Origin of the sequence: Rossellomorea marisflavi, from assembly GCF_022170785.1 — a bacterium.
Classification (GTDB): domain Bacteria; phylum Bacillota; class Bacilli; order Bacillales; family Bacillaceae_B; genus Rossellomorea; species Rossellomorea marisflavi_B.
Window position 1 is genome coordinate 3,426,461 of sequence record NZ_CP081870.1, and the last position, 13,601, is coordinate 3,440,061.

The window sequence follows — 13,601 nt, forward strand, 5'->3', positions numbered from 1 at the left end:
AAAAAAACACATACCTCATTACAAGGTATGTGAAAAAACGTGCATTATATCTTAAACCGATATGGACGCTAGATAGCGCTTGACCGCAGTCTGCCACTTGGGAAGGGGCTGCGTTTTATGGTTGCCGAGCACAGAGTAACGTGGTCTGACTGCCTTGCTTGGGTACTCCTCTGAAGAGCAGGGTAGGATCGTTGTCGGGCTACCTGAAAGCCTAATGGCTTCAGCAGCCAGGTCGTACCACGAGCATGCCCCTCCATTTGAGAGATGGAAGGTCCCGAATCGATCCGTTTGAATCAGGCGAAGAATGGCCCCGGCGAGATCTACGGTATACGTCGGACTGCCCATGACGTCGTCCACGACCTTAAGGGTGTTGTTCGTTTTCGATAAGGACAAGATCTTCCTGATGAAGTTCGGCCCCGCTCCGCCGAACACCCACGACGTCCTCACAATATAATGCCGCGAAATCGCCTTCCTTACAGCCTCTTCGCCCGCAAGCTTAGATTTTCCATAGGCGTTAAGGGGTACCGGATGATCCCCTTCCTCATATGGATCCTTCTTCTTCCCATCGAAGACATAGTCGGTGCTGATGTATACCAACACGGCACCGACCGCACTTGCTGCTTCCGCTATATGCCTGGTGCCCGTTGCATTCACAAGAAAAGCCCTTTCCTGATCCTCTTCCGCTCGCTCCACATCCGTGAACGCCGCACAGTGGATGATGATATCGGGGGAGCACCGGTATATGAAGTCCTTGGTTTGCTTCGCATCCGTCACGTCGCATTCGGCCCTTTGCGGTGCCAGGAACGGCTGTCCCGCATCCCTCACCCTCAGCTGCCGGATGAATTCACTGCCGAGTTGACCTGACCCACCTGTGATCATGATCGTCACAGGCCATCACTCCTTTTCAACACCCATTCCCACCACGGGCGGTGCTCCTTATACCATTTGATCGTCTTCTTCAAAGCCGGCTCAAATTCATAACGGGGTGACCAGCCTAATTCATTCCTGATCTTATCCGAATTGAGTGCGTAGCGATAATCGTGTCCGGGGCGGTCATCAACATAGGTGATCCGGCTTTCATCCAATTCGAGCTCTTCAAGGATGAACCTTGCGACCTCAAGGTTTTTTCGTTCATTGGAAGACCCGATGTTGTAGACTTCCCCTGCAATCCCTTTTTCAATTACCGTGTCGATGGCCGTGCAATGATCGTGCACGTGGATCCAATCCCTTACGTTTTCCCCGTTTCCATAGAGGGGAAGCGGATTCCCTCTCAGTGCCTCGATGATCATCTTCGGGATGAACTTCTCCGGAAACTGCCGCGGTCCGTAATTGTTTGTACAGCGTGTGATATTGACGGGCAGTCCAAATGTATGGTGACAGGCGAGGACGAGGCAATCGGATGATGCTTTGCTGGCGGCATAGGGGCTTCGCGGTGCAAGGGGTGATTCTTCCGTGAAGATGCCTGTTTCCCCCAGGCTTCCGTATACTTCGTCTGTGGAAATATGAATAAAGCGTGCGCCATGCTCCCTTGCCACGTCCAGAAGCACCTGGGTGCCTGCTACATTTGTATGGATGAAAGATGACGCCGAGGCGATGCTCCGGTCCACATGGGACTCAGCCGCAAAATGGACGATCAGATTGATGTTGTGCTGCCTGATCAGATCATCGACGAGCTCCCGGTCGTTCACATCCCCCTTCGCGAATGTATAGCGTGGATTCCCCTCCAACTCTTTCAACGCCTCAAGGTCTCCTGCATAGGTGAGGGAATCAAGATTCACGATCCTGTCCTCCGTTTCTCTCAATCTATGTTTGACGAAGTGATGACCGATGAATCCCGCTCCCCCAGTAACAAGGATGGTGTGCTTAATCAAAGTCGGCATCCTCCCAACGTGGCAGACTTTCATCTTTGCCAGAAAGAATCGGCACATCCACAGGCCAGTCGATGGCAAGATGGGGATCATCCCAGCGGATCCCCCGGTCGGACGCGGCGTGATAAAAGGAGTCCGCTTTATAAAGGACAGTTGTCTCATCCTCAAGCGTGCAAAAGCCGTGGGCCATCCCTTTCGGAACATAGAGCTGCCGTTTATTCTGTGCACTGAGGACCGTTCCGAACCAGCGGCCGAATGTCTCCGATCCCCTTCGTATATCCACCGCCACATCAAAGATCGAGCCCGATGCCACCCTCACCAGCTTCGCCTGAGCATGTTCCCCGATCTGATAGTGCAACCCCCTCAGGACACCCGCCTTCTCTGAAAAGGATTCGTTATCCTGGACGAACCTCGGCGTCAATCCATGCGTGCCTGCTGTACGCTCATTGTAGCTTTCGAAAAAATATCCCCGATGATCCCCGAACAAGAGTGGTTCAAGCACCACCACGCCATGGAGATCGGTCTCGATGACCTTCATCCTGCACTCCCCCTTCCAGCCACCCTGATCAGATACTGTCCATATGGATTATGGCGTAACGGATGACCAAGCTTCATCAGCTCTCCTGCTGTGATCCACCCCTTGCGGAAAGCTACTTCCTCGATACATCCGACCTTCACATTTTTCGTCTCTTCCATCGTTTTGACAAACTGCGACGCTTTGAAAAGAAACTCATGGGTACCGGCATCCATCCAGGCATCATGTTCCCCGAGAAGACGGACCGAAAGTTTCCCCGATTGCAAGTAGTAGCGGTTGATATCCGTAATCTCAAGCTCCCCACGCAGGGATGGCCGCAGGCTTTTGGCGACTTCGACAACGTCGTTATTGTAAATATACAATCCTGCGACGGCATAATTGGACTTCGGGCTGGCCGGCTTTTCCTCGATGGACTCAACTCGCCCTTCGCTCGAAAAGCCCACCACCCCGAATCGCTCCGGATCTTCTACATAAGCACCGAAGACAAGGGCATCATCTCTGTTCCATACAGGATCCTTAAATCCCGGCCCATAAAATAAATTGTCTCCTAGAATTAATGCCGTACGCTCTCCTCCCATAAAAGCTTCGCCTATAAGGAAAGCCTGGGCGATGCCCTCCGGTTTAGGTTGCACAGCATAGCGGATCGAGATCCCGAGCGTGCTTCCATCGCCGAGAAGCTGCTCGTATCGGCCGATATCCTCCTTAGTAGAGATGAGCAAGATTTCCCGGATCCCCGCTTCCATCAACGTACAGAGGGGGTAGTAAATCATCGGCTTATCGTAAAGGGGGAGGAGATGCTTCGAGATGGATTTCGTCAATGGGTACAAGCGCGTACCGCTCCCTCCTGCTAAAATGATGCCTTTCATACGGAACTCTCCCAACATAAGAAGATATTTCTGCTGTGTTATCGTATGCAAGGTACAAAAAGAAGGTCCGTTGAACCCAGTCTGTGCACAACCAAAAAAAGGAAAACACCCATTATTGTCGAATATAATTAGAATCACGCTAAGAAGGAGAAACCAATGAGCAAAAAGAAAAAAATCCTGTTGTTAGTGTTCTTTTCTGTAGCGGTCTTGATCGCTCTGCCTCCCTTCCTTGCTCCTGTCGTACACGGCCAAAGCTCGCCTGAATCTGCGTTGAGGGCAAACATTTATCAAGACGGCCATCCGTACCAAAGCTTCTTCGCACGCATCAGCGAGAACGACTACGTTGATGCTGAATTAGGGCAGCTCTACGATGTGACATGGTTCAAATTTGATAGTCCGACCGGGGATACTTCCTCCGTCTGCTACGCACCCAAACAAGATGACGTTTACATGATCCAATGTGGTACAGGCCCATGAATCAAGGAATCCTAAGACAAGAAGCTAGGTTCATATAAAAGATGATTCCTGTTCAACAGGGGTCATCTTTTTTGATTCCATTCACATTGGCAATGAATAGCCGCTTATTCAAATGATCCTTCAACCGCTTGGTTAATCCCATTATTTTCAGCACATAATATGATGGTTAACCAATCGATAAGGGGGATTGTTATGTCCAAGGATCGAAAAGCAGACACTCAAAGCGATACATACGGAGGAAAAGAAATCAAGCCCGATCAGCAACAACGATTACCGCATCACATGGAAATGGAGCTCCCGCATGAACTTTCCATAAACCCTCTCTTTGCCCGCGAAGGAGAATCAACCATTCCCCGCTTTCAACTGGCGGATGGGGGCATGCTACCAGAAACAGCCTATCAGATCGTCCATGATGAAATCACGCTTGATGGCAATGCGCGCTTGAATCTCGCTACATTCGTCAGTACGTGGATGGAGCCTGCCGCAGAGCGCTTATATGCCCAATCATTCGACAAAAACATGATAGACAAGGATGAATATCCACAAACAGCCCAAATCGAGGAGCGATGTGTCCGCATTCTTGCCGATCTCTGGCATTCACCCGAGCCCCTGAAAACAATGGGGGTATCCACAACGGGATCCTCGGAAGCCTGTATGCTTGGAGGGCTTGCATTGAAAAGGCGCTGGCAAAATGCACGCAAAAAGGAAGGAAAACCGACAGATCGCCCCAATATCGTGTTTAGTTCTGCTGTTCAGGTCGTTTGGGAAAAATTTGCGAACTATTGGGAAGTGGAACCTCGCTATGTAAAGGTCACCCACGAGCATCCTCAATTGAACCCTGAGGGAGTCCTCGCGGCAGTGGACGAAAATACGATCGGGGTTGTCGCCATTCTTGGGGAAACGTATACCGGTCTATACGAGCCCATTGCCGCCATTGCGAAAGCATTGGATGATCTGCAGGAGAAGTCCGGTCTCAACATTCCCATGCATGTGGATGCAGCTTCAGGAGGATTTGTCGCACCGTTCCTTCAACCTGATCTGGTATGGGATTTCCAACTGCCGAGGGTGAAGTCCATCAATGTATCCGGACATAAGTATGGACTGGTCTACCCGGGATTGGGCTGGATCATCTGGAGGGAAGCCAAGGACCTCCCTGAGGAACTCATCTTCCGTGTCTCCTATCTCGGCGGGAACATGCCGACTTTCGCCCTGAATTTCTCCCGCCCCGGCGCGCAGGTACTGCTGCAATATTATAATTACCTGCGTCTGGGGAAAGAAGGGTACTATGAGGTGCAAAAGGCTTCACAGAACGTTGCCCTCTTCCTGAGCACGGAGATTCAGAATATGGGACCGTTTGAACTTTTATCCGATGGTTCCGATATACCCGTCTTCGCTTGGCGACTGAAAGAGGATGACACCTCCCATTGGACCCTATTTGATTTATCCAGACAAATGCGCGTGTTCGGCTGGCAAGTACCCGCTTATCCATTGCCACCTGACATGGAAACGGTGACGATTATGCGGGTGGTGGTCCGGAACGGTTTCTCCATGGACCTTGCCCATTTATTTTTGGTGAACCTCAAACAGGCCGTTGCTTTTCTAGATACCCTGGATGCACCTATGCCACATGATACGAAGTATGATAATGGGTTTCATCATTAAATAGAAAGCATAAACTACACAAAAAAGCACCCTATAGACAGACTCAGGCCTGTTCTATAGGGTGCTTTTTCCGTCCCTTTTATGTTAAATCGACTTCACCATGCCTCCATCCACGAGGAAAGAGCTTCCGGTCATATACGTATTGGCGTCTGACACAAGGAAGGTGACGACGTTGGCGAACTCTTCCGGTGTCCCGTAGCGTTTCAACGGGATCTTCGCCTTCGACTCTTCCTCCACCTCTTCCACGCTCTTCCCACTCTTATCAGCATTGACCGAATCGAGATGGGCGACACGATCGGTGGCGATCCTTCCAGGGGCTACGGTGTTAATCAGGATGCCGTACTCTGCGAACTCATCGGCAAGGGTCTTCGCCATGCCGATCATCCCCGTACGGAACGTATTAGAGAGGATCAGTCCCGGGATCGGCACCTTGATGGAAGAAGAAGCGATATTGATGATGCGCCCTCCATCCTTTTTCAGATGAGGCAGCGCCTCCCGGATGAGACGGACATAGCTCAATAGATTGAGCTGAAAGGCATTCGTCCAGTCTTCATCGCTGAACTGCTCGAAGCTTCCTGCAGGAGGACCCCCTGCATTGTTGATGAGAACATCGATCCCCCCATAAGTGTCCACCGTCTGTTCCACAAGGCGGGCGATTTCTTCCGGCTTTGTAATATCTGCCGGACAATACTCCACCGTTCCATGAACACTCAGCTCTTCCTTGACCTCTTTCAGTGTCCCCTCATTCCTGCTCGTGAGCATGACCCGCATGCCTTCTTTGACAAATTGGGTCGCAATCGCCTTGCCGAGGCCCTGGCTTGATGCCACCACCAAGGCGACTTTTCCATTCAGATTCAAGTTCATTCTTCTTCCTCCTTCTATGTATCCCTTCTATCACTCTATAACCTTCTCGGTTCAGGATGAAACTTCCTTCCCGACCCGTTGGAAAGATTCAGGTGTTACAGAAGATGATGCTTGATGATGGGAGGAAACCGCTTTTTTCTTTTGCGGTTTGACTGAAGGATCAAGGAGTCCTTCCAGCCCTTTCGTTGTCGCGGTCAAGGCAATGATGGCCAACGAGAAGAACAGCATCGGTGTCATGAAGATCCACCATGCATTATAGATTTCACTGTAGTTCGTCCCCATGATGCTTGCCCACTCCTGGATGAATGGTTTAGGAGGATCACATCCGTAGAGATCATAGCATACATCCGTTCCCCCGAAGTATATCGTGAAGAATCCGAGATGGGCGATGATCAAGAGTGCTTGGATGACGAGCTTCGGGAAGAGGATGAACAGCCTTCCCTTCAGATGGGGGAGCACATGCTTCCAGAACAGGAAGAACCGGCTGCCGCCGAGGACCCGCGCACCTGCAATGAATTCCTTGCCGAGGATTTCTTTTGTTTCGTTGGAAATCAGGATGGCCGTCGTCGGCAGCATGATGAAGGCGAGCACCAGAATTGTCCAGATGATCCTCTCATTCAAGGTGGTGGTGAAGCCATCCTCCGTCTCCCACAGCAACGGATACAGGACGTTGTACGCGATGATGGACTGCGGGATGAAATAAAAGCCCATGAGCACCTTATCCGAGTAGCGCCTGACTGCCGGCTTCCAGAATCCCATGAGGACACCGACAAGAAACGCCAAAAGGAAAGCCACCACGGAAATGGCAATCGCTGCACCGAGGGTATACACCGCACCGTCCAGCACCTTATAGAACATATGGTAGCCGTCCCGGTCCGTACCGAACGGGATCTGGGATGATGGGCTGAACGGAGCTGCAGCGAACCCATCATCTCCGTTTGTCATGACGGTCTTAGGAATCTCGGCTCCTTTGTAATGGAAAAGGATGCTCCACCCCAGCATCAAAAGGATGAACCCTGCTCCAAACCCTATCAGCAGCCAATTTTTCAACGTCGTCATAAACTCATCTCCTTCCCGATCCGGTGCTTCACCGTGAACTGCATCGCTTTCAGCACCCCATAGATCGGGAGAAAGAGCAGAATCGACGTGATGGCAAAGATCGCCGGCGTATTATAGGTGAACAAGAACGACGTGACACCGAAGACATTATACAGATACTCGAGGATCAGCAGGTTCGACAGCATCATCCATACGATCTGTTTGCCGTGGTACGTCAGGCTGACGAGGATGTTCCGGATCATATGGATGAACAGGATCCGGTATTTTGTCAGTCCTTTGCTCCGGGCGAGCTCCACATACGGCAGATCTTCTTCTTCTTTCACGAATGAAATCATTAGACCAAGGAAGAAGAAGGTTGGCAGAACGCTCAGGGTGACGGCCGGAAGGAAGATGATTTCATTCGGATCAAGGGAGGCAACATCTCCGAGAAGGATCCCCGTCTTCTTGAAAAACCAGATGATAAAGAGCTGAAGCGTAGCAATGACAAAGATATCCGGTACCGACTCGAGAACGGCAGCGACTGATTTGATCGCATTTTTCACGATCCGCCCGGACACCGTATAGATGATTAAGAGAATAAGAGAGGCCCCAAGGGATATGGAAATCGCTAGAAAAAGGATCCGCATGCTACTCCATAGTGCCAGCAGGATGATCGGGAACAGCGGTCTCTCCGTTTGCGTTATGGTATACACGAGATCGAATGGATGGGAGAGGTCCCCCCACATATCGAGGAAGGTTTGTCCGTACGATGAGAATGAAAGGGATTGGGTTTGAAACAGGCCGGACCCGGCACTGACCAGTAAGATCCCCGCAATGATCAGAACCGGCTCGAGCATCCAGGCGAATCGCTTCAATACATTCAAAATTAATCCTCCAATACCTTTTTTTGTCATTATAACACAAGAAAAAGACAAGAGAAGGACCGAAAAATAATAAACTGAAAATACTGTAAAATAAAATTATAGTAAAGTATATACGTACGATAGTATGAGGAAATTACGTGTCAAAGGGTGGGGGGCATTACAATTCTCTCTTTTTGAATTTCAAATCAAACCAAGTCAAAATAAAAAAAAAGATCAAGAAACAACCTGATCTTCTCAAATAATTAATGCTGTACGTTTCAACTCTCATTAATGATTGCCAGAATCATATGATCCTCCCACGCCCCATTAATCTTAACGGACTTCCTCGAAATGCCTTCCTTCTCAAACCCGGCTTTCTCCAGTACCCTGATGGAACCTCCATTCTTCGGCATCACTCCTGCTTCAATCCGGTGAAGGCCGAGGACGTCGAACCCATAGCGGACCAGTTGCCGGACGGCCTCCGTCGCATATCCTTTGCCGTTATGTTTCTGGCTCAGGCTGTAGCCGATGATGGCCATCTGCCTCGGCCCCCGTTCGATGCGGAACAAACCGATCGTGCCGATCAGTTCATCCCCATCAAGGAAGATCCCAAAATGATAGTCCTGGTCCTCTTCACTTCTCTCCAGTCTTGTTTTCAGCATATCCCGCTGCCCTGCCAGCGTATAAAAGTCATCCGGTCGATCGACACTGAATTCTTGGAAGAACGCCCGATTCTCTTCCTCGAATGCCAACAGGCTCCTTTCGTCTCCTTCTTGCAGCAACCGTATCGATAGGTTCCCCATCCCTTTTCCTCCTCTTATCTATGTAGTATGCGTCCCCATCACCCGATCCAATGATCGTCTTCATGTATGTGTTGCGGGATATCCTTGTGTTCCATCTCGCCTTCTTCCCCTAGGTAATAGTGGCGGAGAGGGGTGAAATCATCATCCAGCTCATAGACGAGTGGGATGCCGTTCGGGATATTGAGCCCGGCCACTCCGTCATCCGGTATCCCGTCGAGATATTTGACGAGGGCCCTCAGCGTATTCCCATGAGCGGACAGGATGACGTGCTCGTTTTCTTGAAGACACGGAACGATCTCATCCTTCCAATACTGAAGGGCACGCTTTTCCGTATCGATCAGACTCTCCGTCATGGGGAGGTCTTCGTCGCTGACCGACGCATACTTGGGATCGTCACGATCCTGTCGGTGTGCGTCATCCGTCACAGCAGGCGGCCTGACATTGGCAGACCGCCTCCATTCCGTCACCTGCTCTTCCCCGAACTTCTCAGTGATCTCATCCTTATTCAAGCCCTGAAGCCGCCCGTAGTGGCGCTCATTGAGCTTCCAGGATTTATACACTGGAATCCAGACGAGGTCCATCTCATGAAGCATGATCCACAGCGTCCGGATTGCACGTTTCAACACGGAGGTGTGTGCGACATCGAACCCGATTCCGTGCTTTTTCAGAATGGCCCCTGCTTTTCTTGCTTCTGCGTACCCGTCGTCTGTCAGATCCACGTCGATCCAGCCCGTGAAACGGTTCTCAAGGTTGTACTGACTTTCTCCATGTCGAATGAATACGATTTTCTTCATTGTCATCACCCACGTTTTTTTTACAGTATACACCTATTGAGAAAGAATTATGGAGTAATTTGACCGAATAAATCCCACACTAAGGGAAACGTGGAATCGAAAGGAGACAGGATCATGTTCAAACAAACGGCCGGGGAAAAGCTCATCGATATGCTCATTGAATGGGGCGTCGACCATATATACGGCATGCCGGGGGATTCCATCAACTCCCTCATCGAACCCCTTCGGAAAGCACAGGACAAAATCAAATTCATCCAGGTCAGGCATGAAGAAGCGGCTGCACTTGCCGCTGCCGCGTATGCGAAGCTCACCGGGAAACTCGGGGTCTGCATGGCTATCGCAGGTCCGGGTGCCATCCACCTTTTGAACGGCCTGTACGATGCGAAGCTTGACCGTGCGCCGGTTCTTGCCATCACAGGACAGGTGGAGTCCGATTTAATTGGGACGGATTCTTTCCAAGAGGTGAATCTGGAGCGGATGTTCGATGATGTGGCCGTTTATAATCAACGGATCATGTCAGCCGAGCAGCTGCCCGCCGTCGTGAATCAAGCGATCCGGACCGCCTATGCCAAGAAAGGGGTATCGGTCCTCACGATTCCGGACGACATCCCTCGCTTTGAAGTCGGGAAGGAAGCTCGGGTCACCGCCCAGTTCACGGCTAAACAGGTGGTACTCCCGATGAAGGAGGATCTCCTCAACTCGAAGAAGATCCTTGAAGAGGCGGCGAAACCGGTCATCCTCGCTGGTCGAGGTGCCCATGGACATCGTGATACCCTCCTCTCATTCGCCGAGAAGATCGGGGCCCCGGTCGTTCTTACCTTACCCGGAAAAGGGGTCATCCCCGACAAGCATCCGTACTGCATCGGTGGACTTGGCCTGATCGGGACCAAGCCGTCGTATGAAGCTATGCAGGAGGCCGATACCCTCATCATGATCGGCACATCCTTTCCGTTCACGGCGTTTCTGCCGGAGCATGCGAAGACGATTCATCTCGATATCGACCCTGCCCAAATCGGGAAGCGCTATCCCGTCGATGTCGGTCTTGCCGGAGATGCCGGTGCAACCCTTTCCTGGCTGACGGATCACTTGGCGACGAAAGAAGATCGCACATTCTTGGAGAAAAGCCAGGAGCGGATGAAGCACTGGCTCGCAAAGCTTGACCATCAGGAAGAAGACGGGTCCGTCCCACTGAAGCCTCAGCGTGTCATCCATGCCCTCCAGGAAGTGGCCGCCGATGATGCCGTCCTGTCCGTGGATGTCGGGAACGTCACCGTGTGGATGGCGAGGCACTTCCATATCACCCATCAATCCTTCGTGATCTCGAGCTGGCTGGCAACACTCGGCTGCGGCCTGCCGGGCGCTCTTGCCGGCCAGATTGCCCACCCCGACAAACAGGTATTCGCCGTGTGCGGGGATGGAGGATTCGCCATGACCATGGCCGACTTCGTCACGGCGGTGAAATATGACCTGCCGATCGTGGTCCTCGTCCTGAACAACCATAAGATTGCCATGATCAAATTCGAGCAGGAGGTCATGGGGAATATCGAGTTCGGGACCAATCTCCAAAATCCCGACTTCGCCCGCTACGCAGAAGCATGCGGTGGTGTCGGGTACCGGGTGGAACGACCTGAGCAGCTGCTGCCTGCGATCCAGCAGGCCGTCCAGAACCGCAAAGCCTGCATCATCGATGTCCTCGTGGATCCGGAAGAAGCCCCGATGCCGGCCAAGATCCAGTTCTCCCAGGCAGCAGGGTATACGAAACATATGATCAAGGAGCTGTTCGAGGAAGGGAAGATTGACCTGCCTCCGTTCTAAAAACCAAAAGAAGACTGCGGGAATCCCATCTGCAGTCTTCTTTCTTCTATCGTGTAGCCGGCCATCCTCCCTGCATCTTCCGGGACTGCATGATCTGTCCCGTATGATACGCATCGTGAATCAGGATGTGATACAAGTACTCGGCCACTCCATTTTCCTTCATCTCTTCCTCTGACATTTCCTCCAGGATCCCCTTCAACCTGACTTGGGCCTTCTCCGCGCGGTCCACAAGGGCCTTCCAAGCTGATTCATCCTCCAGTGGATCCGTCAGCTGGAACGTATCATGTCCATCGAGTGGATTCTCCCACGGTTCACCCAGCAGCTTGGCTGCATATCGTTCCTTATAGTACGTAAGGTGGTTAACGTTTTCCCAGATCGAATTCATGTCGTTTCCCTCCGGCTTCCAGACGGCCATGGACGCCGTCACCCCGCTCACGGCATCCTTGAACGGCGCATACCAGCTTTCAAGATCGTACGTATGGTCGAGCATCCTGATCAATAACTTTTTGTCTATCATCTTTTCCCCTCCATATCATGTATTCACCACTATACATTCCCCTTTCAGCCGGGCAATTCCTCCCCCTATACGTTTACATTTATTTCATAAACCTCTATCATGGACATGAGGTTCCATATATTAGTAGCAACGAGGTGAAAAAGATGAAAAAGCGTTTTTGGATGGGGATCTTACTCACTCTTACCCTCCTGCTGATCGGTGGATGTTCATCTGATGAAAAAGGAGCAAAACCTGCTGATGATGACCGCTCCAACGAAGACACCGTGACGGAAGAAAGCACGAGTGAGGAAAACGAGTCCGATTCTGCTGTCACGAAGGATGATCGTGACGAGGAGGTTAACGAAGACACACCAGCCGAGCCTTCTGACGAAGAAGAAGAGACCGTTGATCTAGAGGATCAAGAAAACGAAGAAGAAGCAACTTCGACTCCTCAGACGATCGAGGACAATGCCACCCAGGAGGAAAAAGACAAAGCCGTGGCCATCGTCACTGAATACCTGAAGGAAAAAGGGGAACTGGTGGAGGACAAGGATCACTTCGTCCAATATGACGGAACGTTCGATACCTATGTCATCGTCCGCTACTCAACCCTCGTGTCGGGTCACTCTTCAACAAACGGACGGTACGTCGTGGATCTTAAGACCAAGAAAGTACAGGATTTTGGCACTGTGATGGATTCGATTACTCAATGAAGAAAGGAGGAGACCCGCTGCGGCCTCCTCCTTCTTTTATCTGATTGTAGAATAGATGCATGTGTCCGTCAGCTTTGTCCCATCAACAGACGGCGACTCATTCCTGAGGATCCCTTCCAACTCGTAGCCAAGTTTCTCCGGAATCGCCCTGCTCTTAACGTTCATCGACTCACAGCGGATCTCCACCCTCCTGAAGCCGATATGGCTGAGGGCAAGTTCCGTCAATCCTTTTACCGCTTCGGTTATGTATCCGGCACCACCATGCTTTGTGTCGACCCAGTAACCGATTTCACCCTTTGGTACCTCCCAGTCCACATTATGAAACCCGGAGGACCCGATCAGGTCTCCGGTTTCCTTATGAAAAATCAGGTAACGGAACGCTTCCCGCTTCCGGAAGCGGACATACGCCTCTCGGAGGTTGATTTCTGTTTCTTCCACGGTGGGAGCAACCTGGGCAAACCCGAGCCAAGGCTTCAGTTCGTTCAGGGAACGGTTAATGGCTTCATTCACCACCCTGCCGTCCCCCTGGGGAAGAGGTGCCCGCAACGTCAGCCTTTCCGTTTCAAATGATAATGGGATATCTTTCAATATGGGATTCATATCCGTTCTCCTTTCGCTCATCATATGTACTGTATTGCCTTCACCCTTATTGATGATAATCTACAAAATATAGAAATAGTACTAATTTATTCTATCGTTTTCACATTTTCCAGAGAACAGCATTGTTTATAACAAGGAATATCTTATTGACGGCGATTATTTACTACTTGGAGATTTCAAGATCCCCTTACACTAAACAAGACAGCA

At 51.0% G+C, this 13,601-nt stretch carries 15 protein-coding genes; 4 read left to right on the top strand and 11 right to left on the bottom strand.

Features of this window, described 5'->3' with window-relative positions; all coding sequences use genetic code 11:
* Nucleotides 1-51 precede the first annotated feature (51 nt).
* The 4 genes from rfbD to rfbA are packed head-to-tail and all read right to left on the bottom strand — an operon-like array spanning nt 52 to nt 3,269.
* Nucleotides 52-879: a dTDP-4-dehydrorhamnose reductase gene (rfbD, locus tag K6T23_RS17930; RefSeq protein ID WP_238284465.1), complete on the bottom strand. Its 828-nt coding sequence runs from the start codon at nt 877-879 to the stop codon at nt 52-54.
* A 5-nt stretch (nt 880-884) separates the two neighbouring features.
* On the bottom strand, nt 885-1,871 hold the full coding sequence (rfbB, locus tag K6T23_RS17935) for a dTDP-glucose 4,6-dehydratase (RefSeq protein WP_238282204.1): 987 nt from the start codon (nt 1,869-1,871) through the stop codon (nt 885-887).
* Complete coding sequence (gene rfbC / locus K6T23_RS17940) at nt 1,864-2,406, bottom strand: dTDP-4-dehydrorhamnose 3,5-epimerase (RefSeq protein ID WP_218246520.1); 543 nt, start codon at nt 2,404-2,406, stop codon at nt 1,864-1,866. The genes rfbB and rfbC overlap by 8 nt, the downstream gene beginning before the upstream one ends.
* Nucleotides 2,403-3,269, bottom strand: a complete 867-nt coding sequence (rfbA, locus tag K6T23_RS17945) for a glucose-1-phosphate thymidylyltransferase RfbA (protein ID WP_238282206.1) — start codon at nt 3,267-3,269, stop codon at nt 2,403-2,405. Before rfbA ends, rfbC begins: the two co-directional genes overlap by 4 nt.
* Before the next feature lie 156 nt (nt 3,270-3,425).
* Between rfbA and K6T23_RS17950 the strand changes: the two genes are divergently transcribed.
* Nucleotides 3,426-3,746 carry a hypothetical protein gene (locus K6T23_RS17950; protein WP_238282208.1) on the top strand — a complete coding sequence of 107 codons (321 nt, stop codon included), beginning with the start codon at nt 3,426-3,428 and terminating at the stop codon, nt 3,744-3,746.
* A 192-nt stretch (nt 3,747-3,938) separates the two neighbouring features.
* A complete protein-coding gene (gene gad / locus K6T23_RS17955) occupies nt 3,939-5,408 on the top strand; it encodes a glutamate decarboxylase (protein WP_238282217.1) in 1,470 nt (489 codons plus the stop codon).
* Nucleotides 5,409-5,492: 84 nt separating this feature from the next.
* Here gad and K6T23_RS17960 read toward each other — a convergent pair whose 3' ends face one another.
* From K6T23_RS17960 to gpmA, 5 genes are all read right to left on the bottom strand, one after another.
* Nucleotides 5,493-6,272, bottom strand: coding sequence for an SDR family oxidoreductase (locus K6T23_RS17960; protein WP_238282226.1), 780 nt, complete (start codon nt 6,270-6,272; stop codon nt 5,493-5,495).
* Nucleotides 6,273-6,323: 51 nt separating this feature from the next.
* Nucleotides 6,324-7,331 (bottom strand): ABC transporter permease, encoded by a 1,008-nt coding sequence (locus tag K6T23_RS17965; RefSeq protein ID WP_238282259.1) that lies wholly within the window; start codon nt 7,329-7,331, stop codon nt 6,324-6,326.
* Nucleotides 7,328-8,194 carry an ABC transporter permease subunit gene (locus K6T23_RS17970; protein ID WP_238282261.1) on the bottom strand — a complete coding sequence of 289 codons (867 nt, stop codon included), beginning with the start codon at nt 8,192-8,194 and terminating at the stop codon, nt 7,328-7,330. Before K6T23_RS17970 ends, K6T23_RS17965 begins: the two co-directional genes overlap by 4 nt.
* Nucleotides 8,195-8,451: 257 nt before the next feature.
* Nucleotides 8,452-8,976, bottom strand: coding sequence for a GNAT family N-acetyltransferase (locus K6T23_RS17975; RefSeq protein ID WP_238282262.1), 525 nt, complete (start codon nt 8,974-8,976; stop codon nt 8,452-8,454).
* Nucleotides 8,977-9,014: 38 nt separating this feature from the next.
* Nucleotides 9,015-9,770 (bottom strand): 2,3-diphosphoglycerate-dependent phosphoglycerate mutase, encoded by a 756-nt coding sequence (gene gpmA / locus K6T23_RS17980; RefSeq protein ID WP_238282264.1) that lies wholly within the window; start codon nt 9,768-9,770, stop codon nt 9,015-9,017.
* Between the two features lie 114 nt (nt 9,771-9,884).
* Between gpmA and K6T23_RS17985 the strand changes: the two genes are divergently transcribed.
* A complete protein-coding gene (locus K6T23_RS17985; protein WP_238282266.1) occupies nt 9,885-11,585 on the top strand; it encodes a pyruvate oxidase in 1,701 nt (566 codons plus the stop codon).
* A gap of 46 nt (nt 11,586-11,631) precedes the next feature.
* On the opposite strand, the gene K6T23_RS17990 is transcribed toward K6T23_RS17985, so the two are convergent.
* On the bottom strand, nt 11,632-12,102 hold the full coding sequence (locus K6T23_RS17990; RefSeq protein ID WP_079515565.1) for a DinB family protein: 471 nt from the start codon (nt 12,100-12,102) through the stop codon (nt 11,632-11,634).
* A gap of 143 nt (nt 12,103-12,245) precedes the next feature.
* Here K6T23_RS17990 and K6T23_RS17995 point away from each other — a divergent pair, with 143 nt between their 5' ends.
* Nucleotides 12,246-12,794 carry a hypothetical protein gene (locus K6T23_RS17995; protein WP_079515564.1) on the top strand — a complete coding sequence of 183 codons (549 nt, stop codon included), beginning with the start codon at nt 12,246-12,248 and terminating at the stop codon, nt 12,792-12,794.
* Nucleotides 12,795-12,830: 36 nt separating this feature from the next.
* Here the strand turns inward: K6T23_RS17995 and K6T23_RS18000 are convergent, their stop codons facing one another.
* Entirely contained in the window at nt 12,831-13,394 is a 564-nt protein-coding gene (locus tag K6T23_RS18000) for a GNAT family N-acetyltransferase (RefSeq protein WP_079515563.1), read from the bottom strand.
* Nucleotides 13,395-13,601 lie beyond the last annotated feature (207 nt).

Coding starts and splice junctions, on each gene's coding strand:
- rfbD (WP_238284465.1), bottom strand. CDS start 879: ATGATCACAGGTGGGTCAGGTCAACTCGGCAGTGAATTCATCCGGCAG.
- rfbC (WP_218246520.1), bottom strand. CDS start 2,406: ATGAAGGTCATCGAGACCGATCTCCATGGCGTGGTGGTGCTTGAACCA.
- rfbA (WP_238282206.1), bottom strand. CDS start 3,269: ATGAAAGGCATCATTTTAGCAGGAGGGAGCGGTACGCGCTTGTACCCA.
- K6T23_RS17950 (WP_238282208.1), top strand. CDS start 3,426: ATGAGCAAAAAGAAAAAAATCCTGTTGTTAGTGTTCTTTTCTGTAGCG.
- gad (WP_238282217.1), top strand. CDS start 3,939: ATGTCCAAGGATCGAAAAGCAGACACTCAAAGCGATACATACGGAGGA.
- K6T23_RS17960 (WP_238282226.1), bottom strand. CDS start 6,272: ATGAACTTGAATCTGAATGGAAAAGTCGCCTTGGTGGTGGCATCAAGC.
- K6T23_RS17965 (WP_238282259.1), bottom strand. CDS start 7,331: ATGACGACGTTGAAAAATTGGCTGCTGATAGGGTTTGGAGCAGGGTTC.
- K6T23_RS17975 (WP_238282262.1), bottom strand. CDS start 8,976: ATGGGGAACCTATCGATACGGTTGCTGCAAGAAGGAGACGAAAGGAGC.
- gpmA (WP_238282264.1), bottom strand. CDS start 9,770: ATGAAGAAAATCGTATTCATTCGACATGGAGAAAGTCAGTACAACCTT.
- K6T23_RS17985 (WP_238282266.1), top strand. CDS start 9,885: ATGTTCAAACAAACGGCCGGGGAAAAGCTCATCGATATGCTCATTGAA.
- K6T23_RS17990 (WP_079515565.1), bottom strand. CDS start 12,102: ATGATAGACAAAAAGTTATTGATCAGGATGCTCGACCATACGTACGAT.
- K6T23_RS17995 (WP_079515564.1), top strand. CDS start 12,246: ATGAAAAAGCGTTTTTGGATGGGGATCTTACTCACTCTTACCCTCCTG.
- K6T23_RS18000 (WP_079515563.1), bottom strand. CDS start 13,394: ATGAATCCCATATTGAAAGATATCCCATTATCATTTGAAACGGAAAGG.